18 protein-coding genes and 1 other RNA gene are annotated in these 18,157 nt (G+C 45.0%); 10 read left to right on the forward strand and 9 right to left on the reverse strand.

Annotated features, from left to right (window positions below; translation table 11 throughout):
• Positions 1-119: 119 nt before the first annotated feature.
• The 4 genes from BLQ13_RS26715 to BLQ13_RS26730 all read right to left on the reverse strand — a co-directional run bounded on the left by BLQ13_RS26715 (position 120) and on the right by BLQ13_RS26730 (position 4,271).
• Positions 120-1,469 carry an MATE family efflux transporter gene (locus BLQ13_RS26715; RefSeq protein ID WP_090924758.1) on the reverse strand — a complete coding sequence of 450 codons (1,350 nt, stop codon included), beginning with the start codon at positions 1,467-1,469 and terminating at the stop codon, positions 120-122.
• Positions 1,470-1,735: 266 nt separating this feature from the next.
• Positions 1,736-2,926: a putative glycoside hydrolase gene (locus BLQ13_RS26720; RefSeq protein ID WP_090924725.1), complete on the reverse strand. Its 1,191-nt coding sequence runs from the start codon at positions 2,924-2,926 to the stop codon at positions 1,736-1,738.
• A 161-nt stretch (positions 2,927-3,087) separates the two neighbouring features.
• Positions 3,088-3,282: a hypothetical protein gene (locus tag BLQ13_RS26725; RefSeq protein ID WP_090924726.1), complete on the reverse strand. Its 195-nt coding sequence runs from the start codon at positions 3,280-3,282 to the stop codon at positions 3,088-3,090.
• 167 nt (positions 3,283-3,449) lie between these two features.
• Positions 3,450-4,271: a YitT family protein gene (locus BLQ13_RS26730; RefSeq protein ID WP_090924727.1), complete on the reverse strand. Its 822-nt coding sequence runs from the start codon at positions 4,269-4,271 to the stop codon at positions 3,450-3,452.
• A 304-nt stretch (positions 4,272-4,575) separates the two neighbouring features.
• Between BLQ13_RS26730 and cshA the strand changes: the two genes are divergently transcribed.
• The 4 genes from cshA to BLQ13_RS26750 all read left to right on the forward strand — a co-directional run bounded on the left by cshA (position 4,576) and on the right by BLQ13_RS26750 (position 8,024).
• Positions 4,576-6,156 carry a degradosome RNA helicase CshA gene (gene cshA, locus BLQ13_RS26735; RefSeq protein ID WP_090924728.1) on the forward strand — a complete coding sequence of 527 codons (1,581 nt, stop codon included), beginning with the start codon at positions 4,576-4,578 and terminating at the stop codon, positions 6,154-6,156.
• A gap of 201 nt (positions 6,157-6,357) precedes the next feature.
• The gene (locus tag BLQ13_RS26740) at positions 6,358-7,176 is read left to right on the forward strand and encodes a YesL family protein (protein WP_090924729.1); all 819 of its coding nucleotides are present in this window, start codon (positions 6,358-6,360) and stop codon (positions 7,174-7,176) included.
• A 51-nt stretch (positions 7,177-7,227) separates the two neighbouring features.
• A non-coding RNA gene (gene ssrS, locus BLQ13_RS26745) (6S RNA) lies at positions 7,228-7,418 on the forward strand.
• A gap of 213 nt (positions 7,419-7,631) precedes the next feature.
• Positions 7,632-8,024 carry a DUF1499 domain-containing protein gene (locus BLQ13_RS26750; RefSeq protein WP_090924730.1) on the forward strand — a complete coding sequence of 131 codons (393 nt, stop codon included), beginning with the start codon at positions 7,632-7,634 and terminating at the stop codon, positions 8,022-8,024.
• A 75-nt stretch (positions 8,025-8,099) separates the two neighbouring features.
• On the opposite strand, the gene tpx is transcribed toward BLQ13_RS26750, so the two are convergent.
• On the reverse strand, positions 8,100-8,618 hold the full coding sequence (gene tpx, locus BLQ13_RS26755) for a thiol peroxidase (RefSeq protein WP_090924731.1): 519 nt from the start codon (positions 8,616-8,618) through the stop codon (positions 8,100-8,102).
• 148 nt (positions 8,619-8,766) lie between these two features.
• On the opposite strand from tpx, the gene BLQ13_RS26760 reads away from it, so the two are divergent.
• Positions 8,767-9,393: a rhomboid family intramembrane serine protease gene (locus BLQ13_RS26760; protein ID WP_090924732.1), complete on the forward strand. Its 627-nt coding sequence runs from the start codon at positions 8,767-8,769 to the stop codon at positions 9,391-9,393.
• 72 nt (positions 9,394-9,465) lie between these two features.
• Positions 9,466-10,377 carry a glutamate biosynthesis transcriptional regulator GltC gene (gene gltC, locus BLQ13_RS26765; RefSeq protein WP_090924733.1) on the forward strand — a complete coding sequence of 304 codons (912 nt, stop codon included), beginning with the start codon at positions 9,466-9,468 and terminating at the stop codon, positions 10,375-10,377.
• Positions 10,378-10,430: 53 nt separating this feature from the next.
• Here gltC and BLQ13_RS26770 read toward each other — a convergent pair whose 3' ends face one another.
• Positions 10,431-11,111, reverse strand: a complete 681-nt coding sequence (locus BLQ13_RS26770) for a zinc metallopeptidase (protein WP_090924734.1) — start codon at positions 11,109-11,111, stop codon at positions 10,431-10,433.
• 26 nt (positions 11,112-11,137) lie between these two features.
• Complete coding sequence (locus tag BLQ13_RS26775; protein WP_090924759.1) at positions 11,138-11,566, reverse strand: MerR family transcriptional regulator; 429 nt, start codon at positions 11,564-11,566, stop codon at positions 11,138-11,140.
• A gap of 350 nt (positions 11,567-11,916) precedes the next feature.
• Between BLQ13_RS26775 and BLQ13_RS26780 the strand changes: the two genes are divergently transcribed.
• Genes BLQ13_RS26780 through BLQ13_RS26790 form a run of 3 tightly spaced genes read left to right on the forward strand, consistent with a single transcriptional unit; the run spans position 11,917 to position 15,175 of the window.
• Complete coding sequence (locus tag BLQ13_RS26780; RefSeq protein WP_090924735.1) at positions 11,917-13,314, forward strand: ammonium transporter; 1,398 nt, start codon at positions 11,917-11,919, stop codon at positions 13,312-13,314.
• Between the two features lie 41 nt (positions 13,315-13,355).
• Entirely contained in the window at positions 13,356-14,441 is a 1,086-nt protein-coding gene (locus BLQ13_RS26785; protein WP_167375855.1) for a DUF294 nucleotidyltransferase-like domain-containing protein, read from the forward strand.
• On the forward strand, positions 14,438-15,175 hold the full coding sequence (locus BLQ13_RS26790; protein WP_090924737.1) for an exonuclease domain-containing protein: 738 nt from the start codon (positions 14,438-14,440) through the stop codon (positions 15,173-15,175). The genes BLQ13_RS26785 and BLQ13_RS26790 overlap by 4 nt, the downstream gene beginning before the upstream one ends.
• On the opposite strand, the gene BLQ13_RS26795 is transcribed toward BLQ13_RS26790, so the two are convergent.
• Positions 15,161-15,667, reverse strand: coding sequence for a M67 family metallopeptidase (locus BLQ13_RS26795; protein ID WP_090924738.1), 507 nt, complete (start codon positions 15,665-15,667; stop codon positions 15,161-15,163). The two genes, BLQ13_RS26790 and BLQ13_RS26795, sit on opposite strands and share 15 nt — an antisense overlap.
• Before the next feature lie 167 nt (positions 15,668-15,834).
• Between BLQ13_RS26795 and BLQ13_RS26800 the strand changes: the two genes are divergently transcribed.
• Positions 15,835-16,386, forward strand: coding sequence for a TlpA disulfide reductase family protein (locus tag BLQ13_RS26800; protein ID WP_090924739.1), 552 nt, complete (start codon positions 15,835-15,837; stop codon positions 16,384-16,386).
• A 129-nt stretch (positions 16,387-16,515) separates the two neighbouring features.
• Here BLQ13_RS26800 and cimA read toward each other — a convergent pair whose 3' ends face one another.
• Entirely contained in the window at positions 16,516-18,135 is a 1,620-nt protein-coding gene (gene cimA / locus BLQ13_RS26805) for a citramalate synthase (protein WP_090924740.1), read from the reverse strand.
• Positions 18,136-18,157: the final 22 nt, after the last annotated feature.

Here is an 18,157-nt window from a genome sequence, read left to right on the forward strand (position 1 = left end):
CAACAAAAAAAGAGCACACTCCGTATGATTCGGAGCTGTGCTCTTCTTTTTGTATTCGGTGTATTCTCTTTCTTCTGTGTGAAGAAAGAAGAAAAGCATGCGAGGAGAACGCAGTTTGCTTACGCGCGAAGGGAAGCTTTCTTCTGAACCCGGAACAGTCTCCACAACAGCGCAGTTGCCCCCACTGCGAGTCCTGCAATAAGACCAATCCAGTATCCAAATGCCCCAAGTGAAGTGTAAGTTGCCGTAAAATAACCAACGGGCAGACCGATAATCCAATAAGCGACAAAGGTAATGATTAACGCCGGATTGACATCTTTGTACCCCCGTAGCGCTCCTTGTGTCGGCGTAGCAATGGCATCGGAAATTTGGAAGAAAATTGCGTAGATTAGAAAATGCTGCGTTAGTGTAATTACTTCCTGTTCGTTGGAATAAATTCTCGCAATCGGCTCTCCGAAAACCAGCAAAATGATCGCTGTAATCAAGGAAAGGCCAATAGCTCCCCCGATTCCTAGCAGACTATACTGTCTGGCGTCTTTCAGCCGGCCTGCACCATTTTCAAAGCCAACCAGAATGGTGAGTGCCATACAGATGCTCACAGGTAACATATATAGTGTAGAAGCGAAGTTCAGTGCTGCCTGATGGGCGGCTATCGTGACCGTATCGAATCGGCTCATCAGCAAGGTGACCGCAGCGAAGATAGACGTTTCAAAAAAGGTTGCAAATCCAATCGGGACCCCAATGACCAGAAGTTCCTTCCATTTGCTAAACGAGATCCGTGACCATTGACGGAAAATAGAATACTTGGCGAATGGCTCGATACGATGGGCGAAAAACAGGCTAATCAAAAAAATAAGCCAATATGTACATGCTGTGGCCACACCTGCACCAACACCGCCTAATTGAGGGAAACCCCACCGCCCAAAAATGAGCAGATAGTTGAGCGAAATATTAACAGGGAGCGAGACGAGTGTGATGAGCATGGTAACACGTGTCTGTCCAAGTGCATCCATAAAACTGCGAAGTACTGTATATCCGAATAGGGGCATAATGCCAAAAGCTAGCGCACACAGAAAATAAAACGCTACATTTGCAACATGCGGCTCGAGGGGCATCGCGTTTAAAATGGGACTCAACAATAAAGCGCCTGCTCCTAGCACAATAAGACCTACAGCAATGCCCAGGTAGAGCGCCTGAATGACGCTCCGTCCAATCTGATCATGTTGCCTGGAGCCGAGCAGGTGAGAGACAACAGGGGTTATTCCCATTAAAATCCCGCTAAGTCCGGTCTGCACGGGCATCCATAGGCTTGTACCTATAGCGACACCTGCGAGGTCAGCTGGCGAAAATTTGCCGGACATATTCGTATCAAAGAACGACATGGCCGAAAGTGCAATTTGAGTGGTGAAGATGGGCAAAAATATAATCAGGAACTGTTTGATCTTTTGTGGAAAGCTCGATGTGTTCATATTCACTTAAGGTGCCTCACGATCTATATAGTTATCATGCTGATGTCATATCAGACAGCTATTAATTGTAGAGGATTTTTACGAATTTGGGTAGTGCAACAGGAGAAAGGGGCTTGAAACAGGAACAGAGTGCCTCAACAAATATTCAGGATGTTAAAATATAAAAAAAACCTCGCTCCCGCGATAAACGGGACGAGGCTCGAGATTATGGAGTTCATAATCAAATCTGCGGTTAAACGAGTAAAATTTTATAAGTGCTAATTAAGTTATTTGTACTGTACGCCAGGAGTATAGCGATTGGATGCATTCCATAGCAAATATTCATCCACATTCATTTCTTTCATCGCTTTAATCTGATCTTCGACCTGTTTTTTACCGTATTTGATATAATGTCCGCTACCCAGCCAGCTTGCGGTAAAGTCTTGAATCCATGGCCGAATAATTGGTTTGAGTTCTTTGGTAGGGTCGAGCTTCTTATGTGTATCCTTCATAGAACCTTTAATCGTTGTGTAGGGGTCTTTGTCAGGGTCTTTCACACCATACCAGCCGGTGGAATAATGACTTGGATAGACCATAGGTGAGATGACATCCACGTTTTCTGATATTTTCACAAAATCCTGACCAATACCTTCGGCTGCCGGCACAGAGGCTGCATATCCAAAAATATCTACCGAAACTCGGACACCAAGAGGTGCAAGCTCTTTACGTGCGTATTGCACAAATTCGGCGACAACGTCAACACGTGATTGATCGGTCTGTGTGTACTTTAGTGTATCTGCGCGTGTTTCAAATCCCTCGGGAAAGCGAACGTAGTCAAACTGAATTTCCTTGAAACCGAGCTTCGCTGCTTCTTTGGCAATTTCAATATTATAATCCCATACCTCTTTGCTGTAAGGATTCACGAAACTGTCTCCTTTACCGTTGGCCCATACAGAGCCGTCCTTATTACGAAAGGATAGTTCGGGGTTCTTCTTCGCTAGAATGGTGTCCTTAAATACAACAACTCGTGCGATAGGATACACCTTGTGTTTCTCTAATCGTTTCATCAAGGCACTGATATCTCGAATAAAAGGTTTTGCTTCGCCCATATTTTTCACGGCCTTGTTTTTGGACGGATATGTGATATACCCGAGATCATCCTTGATATCAATAACCATAGCATTTAGTTCTGTCTGATCGGTTAGTTCGAGCAGTTGTGCCATTCTTGCGCCACCAGCACTGTACGCTGTGACATATATGCCTTTAACAACAGGAGCATCAGGTTGCGGATCGACTTTGGCAGGGGGATTGTCAGCATCAATGACGACTTGTTCTTTTTGTGATTGAATAATGGCTGTGTTAAAACTGTTGCTTAACGAGGGTAATTGACTATTATTGCTATGACCCAGATCCGGAGCTACCGACGTTCCTCCGAAACCTCCCAAGGCCATTGCGAACAAAGCCCACAGTATGTTCATACTTTTCACTCCCTTTATGTACATTCCATACTTGATTATACAACAAAGCCTCCGTGCTTTTAACCATATTAATCCTTTTATGAAACATGTGGAAAAAATGAAAACCGCTCCCTGACTGAGGAATACCTCGTCAAGAAGCGGCGTAATCGATCTGAAAAATATTATTGAATATACACATCATTCTGATGCTCACAAATACTGTACTGAATGATTTCCATTGCATCTCCCTGTTCCAGGATGCCCAGCCCATCCCGGAGAACAATCAAAGAGTCGAGTTCATTCGGTTTTAAGAAAGGGAGCATTTCCGGGCACCATTTGTTGACAATTTCAAACAGTTTTACCGTTTCCGTATCCACAATAATCACCCTTTCCTACTCGAATTCCAAAATGGTAAGTCATTCGGCGCGAATCGGGAAAGCATATGGCTTTGTGAAAAGTAAAGGTTAGAACCTGCTTACAACATATTTAAGAGCGGTGCACCATTATTATACCACAAACTTGCGAATTGTTAACGGGCAGATAACTAACTGCGGCGGAATGAGCCCATCACGCCTACGGTTTCCACGATGTTAACAAATGCTTTTGGATCGGTTTCTTTGATAATGCGTTTGATCTCAACCAATTCGTAACGGGTAGTCACAGTCATTAACATATCCTTTTCAATGTCAGTATATGCCCCTTGGGTTTTAATTTTTGTGACGCCACGTGGACGAGTCAGAAGTTTTTTCAGCATCGCTTCGGTTTCATTGGTGATGATGTAGAGCGTAACCTTGACGTGACTGATATGGATGAGATCCAGCACTTTACCTGTAACATAGATTGAAACCATGGAGGCCAGAGCGGTATTCCAGTTATTATTCAGATAACCAGCTAGTAAAATGATAGCTCCATTCATACCCGCCATGACGGTGCCAATCGGGAAATCACGATTTCTGGTGAAAATGGAACCGACAATATCCAAGCCTCCAGTAGAGCCGCCCACTCTAAAGGAAACACCGGTACCTATTCCAACCAGCACGCCGCCAAACACACAGCTTAGAATTGGATCGGTCGCTACAGCAGAAACAGGCAGCAGTCCAATAAACCAGGAAGTGGCTGCTACCGACACAATGCTCAATATAATGAAACGTCGTCCAAGAATAAACCAACCTGCAATGAGCAGAGGGATGTTAAGAACAAAATACATTATACTAAGATTCAAATTGGTAAAATAACCTAAAAGCATGGAAATACCGGATACTCCACCGCTCAGAAGCTGGTGGGGCACCAAAAACCAGTTAAAGCCGCAAGCAATAGCTGCAGCACCCAAAATGATCACCAAAGAGTGCCAAATTATTTTGGGCAATTTAATCACCTCATTTTTATTTAAAACCAGATTGCTGGTAATCTTGAATAGTTTTATGATATAATGATTTGTGGATATTCTTGAGTAGGAAACTTTTCCCAAATCGAAAGCTAAAATTTGAAATGTTTCAAACACATGATTGTAGTTTTAGTCTTATCTTGGGGACCCATTCATGGAATTATGTTCGTTCATGAAAATAATTCGTCCCGTTGGGATACCCTATAAATATTAACGCTACTTAAGAATACAGACAACAAAGTGGATTGTCCACCATGTCCACCATATAAAAGGAGTATGAATAATTTTGACAAATTTAAATTTCACAGATTTCAATCTTGAACCACTGGTGCTGCAAGCCATCACTGAGCTCGGGTTTGAAGAAGCAACACCGATTCAATCCAAATCGATTCCTTTTGCACTTGAAGGTAGAGATTTGATCGGTCAAGCTCAAACAGGTACAGGTAAAACCGCTGCATTCGGTATTCCGTTGATCAGCAAAATCTCCAAAACGGATGATAAAATCCGCGCCCTCATTATGGCACCTACACGTGAACTTGCGATCCAAGTCGCTGAAGAGATCGAAAAACTTACTCGCTTCAAAGGTCTACGCTCCCTGCCAATCTACGGCGGACAAGATATCGTACGCCAGATTCGTGCATTGAAAAGAAAACCACAGATTATCATCGGTACACCAGGACGTCTCCTTGACCACATCAACCGCAAAACAATCAAACTTGATGATGTACAAACTGTTGTATTGGACGAAGCAGATGAAATGCTCGACATGGGTTTCATGGAGGATATTCAATCGATCCTGAAACAAGTTCCAGACGACCGTCAAACGATGCTGTTCTCTGCAACAATGCCTCCTAACATTCAAAAATTGGCTCAACAATTCTTGACTAATCCAGAACACGTTTCTGTTATTCCTAAACAAGTCAGCGCTCCGTTGATTGATCAGGCTTATATTGAAGTACCTGAGCGCCAAAAATTTGAAGCTCTTAGCCGTTTGCTGGATATGGAATCCCCAGAACTGGCAATCGTGTTCGGACGTACAAAGCGTCGTGTTGACGAATTGGCTGAAGCTTTGCAAAAACGTGGATATTCCGCTGATGGTTTGCATGGTGACCTGTCTCAAAACCAACGTGATACGGTAATGCGTAAGTTCCGTGATGGCAGCATTGATGTACTCGTTGCAACAGACGTGGCGGCGCGTGGTCTCGACGTATCTGGCGTAACACACGTTGTGAACTTTGACCTTCCGCAAGATCCGGAAAGTTATGTTCACCGTATTGGCCGTACAGGTCGTGCGGGTAAAGAGGGTGCGGCATGGTCTTTCGTAACTCCGCGTGAGATTGATCACTTGCACTTCATCGAGCGTGTTACACGTCACCGTATTCCGCGTAAACCGTTGCCTACGATGGCAGAAGCGGTTGAAGGAAAACAACGCGTAACGGCTGAACGTCTCCTGGAGATTGTACAATCCGGTGAGCTGAACGAATACAAAGGTATTGCCATTCAAATGCTGGAGCAATATGATTCCGTACAATTGTTGTCCGCAGCTTTGAAACTCCTGACAGGCGACAAAAAAGATGCTCAGGTTGATCTGACTCCTGAAGATCCAATCCGTGCTAAACGTCGTAGACCAGATGTTCGTTCTGGCGGACGCAAACCATCAGGTTACAGCGGTAACCGTAACAGTGGTGGCGGTGGTGGTTATAACCGTGATCGCAACAGCAGTGGTGGTGGACGTGGCGGTTACAACCGTGACCGCAACAGCAGTGGTGGAAGTGGAAGCAGAGAAGGCGGCTACAACCGTGATCGCAAACCGCGTCCAAGTAATAACGAAGGACGTCGTCCGGCTAGAGACAACTCTTTCGAATAAGTGTAACATTTAATGAGGATGGGGCAGGAAGCTGCTCCATCTTTTTTACTTTGTAAAAGTTCATAAACTTTCCATTTATTAGAACGATCAGGCTTGCCTAAAGTGATCTACTTTCGGGAAGTGCTGGCTTTTCCTATATATAATAAGGTATATTAATATTAGAATTCAGGTTAGACGCAAGGTGCGGAGGAGGAGAAATGTTTGGAATTTAAAGGAGCTATGGGCGGGCTTTACCGGCTGACAGAATGGATTACAAGACTGGCCGCAAGCAATCTCTTGTGGGCGATCTGTTCTTCACCTTTCTTGTTTTTCATGATTATGAAGCTGCTCGTCATGCAACAGAATCTCGCGAACGAATCATTACAAATGAACTGGGCTATAGCCATTGTGGCACCGCTTACACTGTTTCCGGCGACCTCGGCTTTGTTCACGGTTGTTCGTAAATGGAATATGGGAGATACGGATGTGCCGATCTTCCGTACATTCTTTACAGGTTACAAGGAAAACTACAAACAAAGTTTAATCGGGGGTATTTTTTACACACTGCTGTTCGCAATCATGTATCTGGACTATACGGTTTATATGACGCAGTTCCGTAACATGCAGCTGGTTGGCATTATTATGCTTGTGTTGCTGTTATTGTTGTTTGTATCCTTGTTTAACTTTTTCTCAATGGTTGTACATTACCATATGTCGATCGGGCTTATTATCAAAAATGCAGTTCTGTTAACGCTGATTCGACCTTTCCGTGTGTTCTCCACATTACTGGGAAGCGGGTTGCTGTTCTATATCGGATTGCGTTACCCGGTGCTGTTTATCTTCTTCATCATGAGCATCGTGGCATGGTTTGCGTTCTTTAACTTCTATGCAACCTACAACAAAATGCAGGAGCAGATGCAAAAGATTCAATTGCAAAAAGAGGAAGAAGAGGCAGCTGCTTTGGCTGAAAAATCAGGAGAACAGGATGAAGCACAGAGTTCTGAATCTGCTGAAAATAAAGAGTTTACACAGCAAAAATAAAACATGTCTGTATGGCATTTACTTTTTACACAGTTAGGGATATAATAGGTGTACATCCTGCGATGTACGTTTCGGTTATTCGTTGTTTTGAACCAATGATGATGTCTTCGGGAGATTAATACAAAGTGTTGCTGAAAAGCCCTGTCTATACGACATGGGGACTTCAAATGCATTTTTGCAGTCACCCACCTGCCAAGCAGGTTCATAAGACAATGTAGCCGGACGGCATAGGCGGGTTTCTAATTTCACCATGTACAGCACCCTGACTTTTCCTTTTACGAGGAAGCCAGGGTGTTTTTATGTTGATTTTTGGGTGGATCTGATGAATGATTTAATTCGGATTATTGTTGATCCTAGTATTTTTGTTAAATATGATGCTTACCCTTTTGTTACTACTTGAACAATGTTACACTAGAATACATAATGGAACGGTTACACTCAAAGGAGGAAGGGTCTTGACCTTAAAGAGAACGCTCGTCGGTATCATCCGAAGTATGGAGGGGACCAGCGATCGAGCCAAGGATCCCAAATTAAAAACACGCTATTACAATTTATCCAAAGAAAAAGCCTGGGAAGAAGTATCTTCGACACTAAAAAAAATTCCGGGTTATAAGGTACTGCATGAGGTGCACTCTGTAGGCGAGATTATACTGGAAAAACGCACGACGTTTGGGCGTACAATGGATATTACGGTTTCCATTATTTCGGTGAGTCCTGTACGAAGTGCAGTGGATATGTACTCTGCTTCCCGCGGTTCATTGGGAGATCTCGGTTCCAACTATCGTACGATTATGCACTTGTTCTCCGTGCTTGATAAAAAGCTCAGCAAGTATAAGGCGAATGAGTGAAATAAATGATGAAATAATAAAAAGCGAGAGAAGGATGACCTTCCTCGCTTTTATTCTGCAATTACGAAAGTTGTTTTACAGCAAAGCTTTTACTGCAGCAATGGCTTGCTCGAAGTTAGGGGAGTCTGTCATTTCAGGCAAGTACTCCACATATGTAATTTTGTCTTCGGCATCCAGGACAAAAATAGAGCGCATATCCAGTTGGAATTCTTTGATCAGAACGCCATAGTTTTCGCCGAAAGAGCGTGTTTTGTAGTCGGAAAGGGTAACCACGCGGTCAACACCGGCCGCACCGCACCAACGCTCCTGTGCGAATGGAAGGTCTACGCTGACGGTTAGAACAACAACGTTCTCGCCGAGTTCAGCTGCCTCAACATTGAAGCGGCGAGTCTGAGCATCACATACGCCAGTATCCAGAGAAGGAACAACGCTGATTAATTTAATCTTGCCTGCGAAGTCTTTCAGAGATGCATCTTCAATCAAGTTTTTGCTCACAGTGAAGTCAGGTGCTTGATCGCCCACTTTCAATTCAGGTCCGATCAATGTGATAGGGTTGCCTTTAAATGTGGCTGCGCCTTTACGTTCTTGTGTCATAAATAATGTTCCTCCTTATAAATTGGTGATCCGTGCCAAAATCCATTATAATCTTTTATGAAAGACATTGTCCAATCTGGGCGTGTATCATTGTGATGGATTCAAGAGAAGGTCTGATTTTAACAGGGTGGAGTGAAAGTAAAAATCTATGATATTTATCCGTTATGAAAATTGGAAAGATTACTTGAAGTATTTCCCTTTGACGTCGATTCTTTTAATTGCGAATGTTGTTATGTTTATCGTGTTAACGTTTAATGGTGGCTCCACCAACAATATGGTACTGCTCAAGTTTGGGGCGCTGACGAATTACGAATTGTTTGCCCAGGATTGGTGGCGTTATGTGACTTCCATGTTTTTGCATGCAGGGTTCGGTCACCTCTTGTTTAACAGTTTTGCGTTAATTGTATTTGCTCCGCCGATGGAACGCTTGCTTGGATCGTTGAGATACGGTGTCTTGTATCTTGGGGGAGGAGTAGTAGGTAATATTCTTGCTGTTGCCTGGTATAATTCGATCGACAAAATCACGATTTCGGTAGGCGCGTCTGGTGCAATCTATGCTGTCTACGGGGCATTTCTCTACGTGGCATTGTTCCAGCGTAACATTATGGATGAAACCTCGCGCAAAACGATGTATACACTGTTGTTGTTCGGGATTATTTTCTCCTTTGCAGTGTCTAATATCAATTGGATGGCGCATTTAGGTGGTTTGCTCGGTGGATTCTTTATTTATGGTTTGATTATTCGTTTATGGAAACCACGGATTTTTAGGAAATAGGTAGAACGTTCTCGAGGTGGAATGTGCGGTGAACGATATAGTAGGGTATAACAGATTGGAGCGATCAGGCAAGTGGAATTAAGACAGTTGCATTATTTTCTGAAAGTTGCTCAAAAGGAACATGTTACACAGGCGGCGGAAGAGTTGCATGTGGCACAGTCTGCGGTCAGCAGGCAGATTCATCAGCTTGAAGAGGAGCTTGGTGTGGATCTTTTTATGCAAAAAGGACGGAATTTGCAGTTAACTGCGGTAGGACAGCTTTTTTGCAAACGGGTTGAAGGTATTTTGAAGGATCTCGACAAAGCTGTAGGTGAAGTACATGAATTTCTTGACCCGGAGCACGGGGAAATTCGGATCGGCTTTCCGCACAGTCTAGGAATTCATCTCATACCTTCTGTAGTGGCGGCTTTTCGTCAGAAGTATCCGAACGTAAAATTCAGATTTAAGCAAGGGATGTACCCGACATTGATTCGGGATGTATTGTCGGCAGAAGTGGATCTTGCATTTATTTCACCATTTCCAGAAAAACATGATCAGGTGGCTGGTGATATTGTGCTTACTGAGGAATTGCATGCGATCTTGCCGCCGAATCATCCGCTTGCGGGAGAAGAGACCATTGCACTCGAACAGCTGAAAGATGAGAAGTTTGTGTTGTTCAGCAAAGGTTACTCCCTGCGGCCTATTGTATGGCATGCCTGCCTGGAAGCTGGATTCACACCGAAAATTGCCTTTGAAGGCGAGGAGACGGATACGATTCGTGGTTTGGTAGCGGCAGGTATGGGAGTAAGTCTGTTGCCGGAAATGGCGTTATTCCAGACGAATCCCTTGCAACCTGCGCATGTGGCGATCTCTCAGCCGAAAGTAACCCGAACGATTGGATTGATTCACCGTGCAGATGATAAGTTGCCACTCGTTGCTCAGTCTTTCCGCTCATTTTTGCTTCATTATTTTGGTTTACAACAAAACAATACCCCATCCGAATAACGGTGGGGTATTGTTTTTATTTATTTAACTTGTTCATTGAGTATTCGCAGCAATTAGTCCCGGCTATTAAAGATTCCGATGTAACGAATCAGTTCAAGTAAAGAGATCAATGCAGCGGCAACGTAAGTTAAAGCTGCGGCATTCAATACTTTGGCTACGCCTTTTTCTTCTTCATTACGGATATATCCTTCAGATACCATTATTTCACGTGCTCGATTGCTGGCATTGAATTCGACCGGTAATGTAATCAACTGAAATGCAACAGTGACAGAGAAGAAGATAATGCCGATTCCGACCAGGTTCATCGCGTTAAAGAGGAAACCTGCAATCAACAGGAATGGTGCGAGCCCAGAGGCAAAGTTCACAATCGGAAAAATCCGGTGACGCAATGCGAGCATAGGGTAACTTTCCTTGTGTTGAATGGCATGGCCGACTTCGTGACATGCAACGGATAATGCCGAGATGGACTTTTCGTAGTACACAGGTTCTGACAAACGTACAACCCGATTGATCGGATCATAGTGGTCGGAGAGTGAGCCGCGAACCGGTTCAATCGGCACATCGTGCAGGCCGTTAGCATCGAGCATATGACGGGCTGCATCGTAACCGGTCATTCCGTTCTGGTTTGGTACTTCGGACCAACGTCTAAAGGTGCCCTTAACGCGAAATTGCGCCCATAACGAGAGCAAAAAGGCGATGATAATCAATACGAACATACCGTTATTAAAACTCATATCCATTCCTCCGCTTTCATAATAAGCTACATCATGGTGTTTTCAAGCAAGATTTTTAATGCCTCCATTGTACCCGCGCTTTTGGTGAGTAGTCCTGCCATCATCTTACGTGCTTGTACAGGTTTCATCTCTCCAAGCAATGGTTTGAGTTCATTGACCTCTCGCTCAAGTTGCTGAACATGAAGTTCAAGTGTTGTCAGTTTGCTGGCTACTTGTTCTTCAGTACTGACCAGACGCCACTTCTCAAGAGATTGTTTAATCTCTTCGAGACTATACTTCTCTTGTTTCATCTGTACAATACGTTCAAGTCTGGTTAAGGTTTCATGACTATAAAGACGATAATTTTTTTGGGTTCGTTCTTCAGGAGCGATTAACCCGAGCTTTGTGTAATAGTCAATTGTCCGTTCGCTTACACCAGCCGTTTTGGCGAGTTCGCCAATTCGAAAAAGTTTCATATCCCCAATGATATTCACCTCGCTTGCAAGTTCAAATGTAGGGAAATGTAGTTTCCACAAGCGCCTCAATGTACACGCTCAATTTTTCTTTCTAATAAGTATGATACATGATCATGAACCGTACAGTCAAACGTTATGCTTTGAAGATAGCTTGCTTTATTCCTATATCTATGTACTCAAAGTGTATGAATATGTACTTAAGTGCAAGAAAAAGACGTAAGACTTTATTCCCATAAAATATTTTTGGAAATGATAAAAATACTCTTGTCAACTTTCCTTACTTCTGCTTATAATGACATTAAGAGTTTCACGATATGTAAAGAAACATAACACACGAGGGAGTGGGGCAAATGAGAAAGAAATGGTTGATTTCAATGTTAGCAATGCTTACTTTACTGGCTTTTCCGGTAAGTGCATTCGCTGCTGCGGAGGGTCCAAGTACTATTGAGCTTCAAAGCGGTCTGAACTCGGCATTTACGTTTCTGGCTGTAGTGCTGGTATTCTTTATGCAAGGGGGATTTGCACTCCTCGAAGCGGGTTCGACACGAATGAAAAATGCAGGACACATTGCGGGTAAGACGATCCTGACATTGGGCATTTCAGTTATTGCGTTCTGGGGCCTAGGTTTTGGCCTCGGGTTTGGTAACGGTAACGGATTCTTCGGAACAACCGGTTTCTTCATGAGTGGAGACAACATGGCAGCTTCCTTTGAATCACTCGCTTTCTCCGATGTTCCACTAACGATTAAATTTGTTTTCCACCTTGCATTTGCTGCTGTCTCCCTGGCTATTGCCTGCGGTGGTATGGCAGAACGTGCAAAGATGAGCGTATATATCGTGTTTGGTACACTGTATACCATTATTATGTATCCGGTCGTTGCTCACTGGGTATGGGGCGGTGGCTGGCTCGCAGAGCTGGGTATGCAAGACTTCGCGGGTTCAACAGTAGTTCACTTAACGGGTGCGACAGCAGCGTTGGTAGCTACCATCTTGCTGAAACCTCGTATCGGTAAATATAACAAAGACGGCAAACCTAACATCATTCCAGGTCACAACCAAGTGTATTCCGTACTCGGGGTCATCATCCTCTGGATCGGTTGGTTCGGTTTCAACCCAGGTAGTACGTTGTCAGCGATGGGTGAAGGATTCTTCGGTTACGTGGCGCTCACTACAAACGTGGCTGCTGCTGCGGGTGGAGTTGCCGCACTGTTGATCTCTTGGGCAGTTCTCGGAAAATCAGATATTCCTAGCATGTTGAACGGGGTGCTTGCTGCACTCGTAGCGATTACTGGTGCTTGTGCGTTCGTAGAACCTTGGGCTGCACTAGTCATTGGTGCAATCGCAGGTATCATTACATTCTTCACTGCTCAATATTTCGATCGCAAAGGTATTGATGATCCGATCTATGCGTTCTCTGTACACGGTATCGCTGGTATGTGGGGTGCCATCTCCACCGGTTTGTTCGCAACACCTGAGCTTGCTGAGAAAGTAGGCGTAGGTCAAGCGGGTCTGTTCTATGGCGGTGGATTCCACCAACTGGGTGTTCAATTGTTAGGTCTTGCTGGCGCATTTGCCTTCGTACTCGTGATGTCCTTCATTATTCTCGGCGGTATGAAAGCTGTAATGGGTATTCGTGTCACGGAAGAAGAAGAGACAATGGGGCTTGATCTTAGTGAACACGGGACATATGGATATCCTGAGCAAATGAAACATGCAGAATCCAAATCAGGTGGTACATTCAGCTCCTGAGGTAAATCAAGATTGAAATTGCTTCAAGGAGGCTGGATATGATGGAACCTATCTCAATAACAAACCTTTCCTGGTCTTATCGAGGGATCGATGGTGCAACTTCTGCACATGAACTGCGCCAGGCACGTGTTATTTTGCAGAGAGAACTCCAGAAATCAATGTCCGTTTCCTTGTCGCTGGTCGAATGGTACGAGATGGTAAATGAACTGCATGACCGCATTGCACGGAAAGCATTAGAGTTATGCATTCAGGGGATGGTAGAGGAGGGCTTCGGCCAGCCTCCCGTCCCCTATGCCTTTATCGTATTTGGAAGCTCCGGCAGGGAAGAAGCGACATTATGGAGTGATCAGGATAATGGCATGATTATCAGTGATGCTCCGCATGCAACTAAAGAAGAATATTTCAAGGAACTGGGAAACCGTATTGCGGATTTATTGGAAGAGCTGGGTTATGCCAAATGCGAGGGCAAGGTGATGTGCTCGGAATCTCTTTGGCGGAAAACGCTGGCGGATTGGCAAAAGCAATTATTCGAATGGAGTTCCGACTTAAACTGGGAACCGGTGCGTAACCTGATCATCGCTTCTGATATGCGTTTTATTGCAGGGGAATCTAATTTGGCAGAGGCTTGGCTTACGAGCTTTTATGAACAGTTTCGCCGGGTTCCACAGCTCTCTGATGCGGTATTACGTAATACGGTAAAACATAAGGCGACATTAAATATACTGGGTCGTGTCGTTACAGAGCGATTTGGTGAACATGCGGGCGGCTTTGATGTCAAATATGGCGTTTATATCCCGCTGGTCAACAGTGCAAGATTTTTGGCTTTGCAGCATGGGATCCAGGAATCATCAACATTAAAACGTATGGAGAGGCTGACTTCGCTTGAGGCCATTCCTTTTCAGTTAACGGACACATGCCAGCGTGCATTTAAGTCTGCTTTGAAGCTACGTCGAAACACGCCGGTTGTTATACGTGAGGATTTACAGCAGAGCAGTGGTTTTCTGGATGAGAAACAGATGAAGCAGAAGCAAATTCATTATGAACTGAGGGAGACACTGGGATTGGTCAAGCGAGTGCATCGTGCTTTGCAAAGACAGTTGCGTTTTGCAGAAAGGAGACGTCCATGAGAGAGCCGGCAAGGGGCAGTACAGGGTTTTGGAATTCGCTGCGTCAGGGAGGGGTTCCTTCCGCCATCGCTTCCATTATGGGAGCCCCTACGGCGCAACATATGGCGTTTATCCGTTCCATGATGAGGGAGCAACGTAGACCTGAAGTGTTGCATACGCCTCTGGGCGAACTGGATGCTGTTGTATTTGATCTGGAAACAACAGGTTTTTCCCCCCAGCATGGAGATGAAATTTTGTCCTTTGGTGCAGTGCGTCTTCGAGGTGGCGTTGTGTTGGAAGAGGAACAGTTCTATACGCTGGTCCAGTCAAAAACGGCAGTGCCGAAGCATATTACCGAACTCACCGGGATTACGCAACAGATGACAGAGAAGGCGCCTACACTGCTTCAAGGATTGCATGATTTCATGTCCTTTGTGGGCGGGAACGTACTGGTAGCTCACGCGAGTGCGCATGACCGGGCTTTTCTCAATGCAGCGTTGTGGCGAACCTCCAAAGTTAGGTTGACTCATCGTTTAATTGATACGATGATGCTCGCCCGCTGGCTTGAACCTTCGAGACCCGGATATGGGCTTGATGAACTGCTTGAATCCAGAGGCATTCCAATCTATGGACGGCACCATGCGCTTGAAGATGCTAAAATGACGGCGCAGTTATGGTCTTGTTATCTTGAGGATATGCAACGCAAAAATATAGAGACTTTGGGTGACCTTTACACCCAATTAAGTCATACGTAACGTTAATGGTATTAAGCTGTAGGGGTATAGTTGAAACGAAGCCTCACCACGTGGCTGTGCTTCATTCGATATAATTTGATAAGCGTTCAGGAGCATAGATGATCTGGAGTTCTCTGAAGCTGAAACCGAAAGATCGGGTGCACCAATCAGATATGTGTGCATCATTCCCGCGAAGTTCGGGAGGGCTTGCAGGTCCTCTTGCGAAGGAATCGGCAATGAACACGGATGGGTGTGGAAAATGCCAACGATCGTAACATCAGAGAAAAAACATTGAATCCATTCTGATTGATCCAGCGAGAAGTGATGCAGCGGGTCAGGCGCTACGTTACGAATGGGCTGAAACCGACTGATTCGTATGCCGCCCGCTGCGGATTCACCCAGCACAACCCCGCAGGCTTCTTGCGGCAGCGAAAGATGCATGTGCCTGGACATTTCTCGTTCCACCGAGCGAGGAAGGGTTAAGGTATTTTGCTGCCCGTGAAGTGCTGCCATTTGTATTCACCCCTCTCTCTTTTGGCTCCTGCTTAATGCAGGAGTCCTTTTTTATTTTATTTTGTTCGGTGCCGATTGTAAAATTTTAAGGGAAAAGGGTACAATATGAGAAAGGAATGATGTAATTCCATTGGATACACATTGAATGAACAAGAGGGTGGCGAGTGATGAAACGTAACATATACATACTGCTCGGAGCTGTCCTGCTTATTGGTATAGCTCTTGCTCAGAATACGGATAGTGGTATTGCCGCTGTTTTTAAACAGGAACAGCCTATGCCAACGGAGACGGGGCCGAAGGCAGGGTTGCTGGCACCGCCATTTTCGCTGACTGGACTCGATGGCAAGACATATAGCGTAGGCGGGGCGAAAGAGAAAGCAACCTTTGTCAGTTTCTGGGCGTCATGGTGTGACCCTTGTAAACAAGAGGCACCTGAACTGAACCATCTGGCTGAAAAATACCAAGATAAGCTGGATCTTTACGGTGTAAACGTTACTTCATACGATAAATTGAAGGATGCCAAAGCGTTTGTGGACGAGTACAAGTTGACATTCCCGATTCCGCTTGATGAAAAGGGAACCGTCTATGCTCAGTATAATGGCGTTGCATTTCCAACGAACGTTCTTATTGACTCCCGGGGAGTAATCCAAGAGATCGTTCTTGGCATCCTGCCAGAAAAAGAGTTGGAGAAAAAAATTAAAAAGCTGATCGCAAACTAAAAGAAAAGATTTTTTGCTTATCGTTTTGCATTGAAAAAGCTTCCGCCACCATCGTTAATGGTGACAGAAGCTTTGTTTATTTTCCGGGAAATAAGAAGCAGGATTATGTGTAGTGTTTGATTTAGACTTCTAGTGATTGATTAGACCTGGGGTTGGCATCGAAAAGGATTCCGGCCCATCCGAGATATTTTCCTGGAGTAGAGCATACCGGAAGCTGTGTACGAGCGCTTCCCAGCTGGCTTCGATGACGTTCTCGGATACGCCGACCGTGTTCCAAGTATTCTCAGTGTTCTTGGATTCGATCAATACACGAACTTTGGCTGCGGTCGCATCCTTTTCATCCAGTACACGAACTTTGTAGTCCGACAGGTGCATATGAGCAAGAGAAGGGAAGTACTGCACAAGTGCTTTCCGAAGTGCATTATCCAGTGCGTTGACCGGGCCGTTTCCTTCTGCTGCGGTATACACACTTGTTCCGGCAACATTCAGTTTGACAAAAGCTTCGGATACCACGGATTTGCCTGCCGTTTTCTCCACAAGCATTTTGAACGATTCAAAGGTGAAAAGTTCTTTCATATCTCCGTTCGCTTCACGAATCAACAATTCCAGTGATGCATCGGCGCCTTCGAATTGATAACCTTGATGCTCCAGGTCTTTGATTTTTTCGATGATTTGACGAGAGTTCGGGCTGCTTGGATCAAATTCCAATCCCATTTCCTGTGCTTTGGACACAATGTTGCTCTGTCCAGCCAGTTCGGAGACAAGCACACGTTGCTTGTTGCCAACAAGTTCAGGCACGATATGCTCATAGGTCCGGGAATCCCGCAAGATGGCAGATACATGGATCCCACCTTTATGAGCAAATGCGGCATTACCCACATAAGGCTGGTTGATTGGCATATTCACATTCGCAATTTCGCTGATATAACGAGCAACATTCGTGAGTTGTTTCATGGAATCCTCAGAGACGCATTCGTAACCCAGTTTGAGCTGCAAGTTCGGGATAATGGAAGCGAGGTTAGCGTTACCGCAGCGCTCTCCATAACCGTTCATTGTGCCTTGAACCTGTCGGGCCCCTGCTTGTACCGCACTAAGCGTGTTTGCAACCGCAAGCTCACAATCATTATGGGTATGGATACCAAGATGTGCTTGCGGCAACATCCGGTGCAGGGTGGATACGATCTCGTGAACTTCGTGAGGCATCGTTCCTCCATTAGTATCACACATGACGAGCCAGTCCGCCCCGGCTTCGTGGGCTTTGGTCATGACAGCTTGTGCATACTCCGGGTTGTGTTTGAATCCATCAAAGAAATGCTCCGCATCAAAGATCACTTCCATGCCATTTTGTTTCAAATACGCGATGGAATCATAGATCATGGACAGATTTTCTTCAAGCGTTGTCTGCAAGGCGGTGTGCACATGGAAGTCCCATGATTTTCCGACCAGCGTTGCAGCCTGTGCACCGGATTCGATCATACGTTTCAGATTGGCGTCTTCGCTGGCGATACTGCCTTTGCGGCGCGTGCTTCCAAATGCAACAACTTTGGCGTTCAGCTTCAATTCCTTGACTCTTTTGAAAAACTCAATGTCTTTGGTATTGCTACCGGGAATTCCGCCTTCAATATAGTGAGCACCCAGGTCATCCAGCTTTTTGGCAATTTTGAGTTTGTCATCTGCTGATAAGCTGACACCCTCTCCTTGTGTGCCGTCGCGTAATGTTGTATCGAAGATGGAAATGGCCTTTGACATGAAGATCCTCCTTAAGGTAAAG

The sequence above is a fragment of the Paenibacillus polysaccharolyticus genome (genome assembly GCF_900102085.1).
Lineage (GTDB): Bacteria > Bacillota > Bacilli > Paenibacillales > Paenibacillaceae > Paenibacillus > Paenibacillus polysaccharolyticus.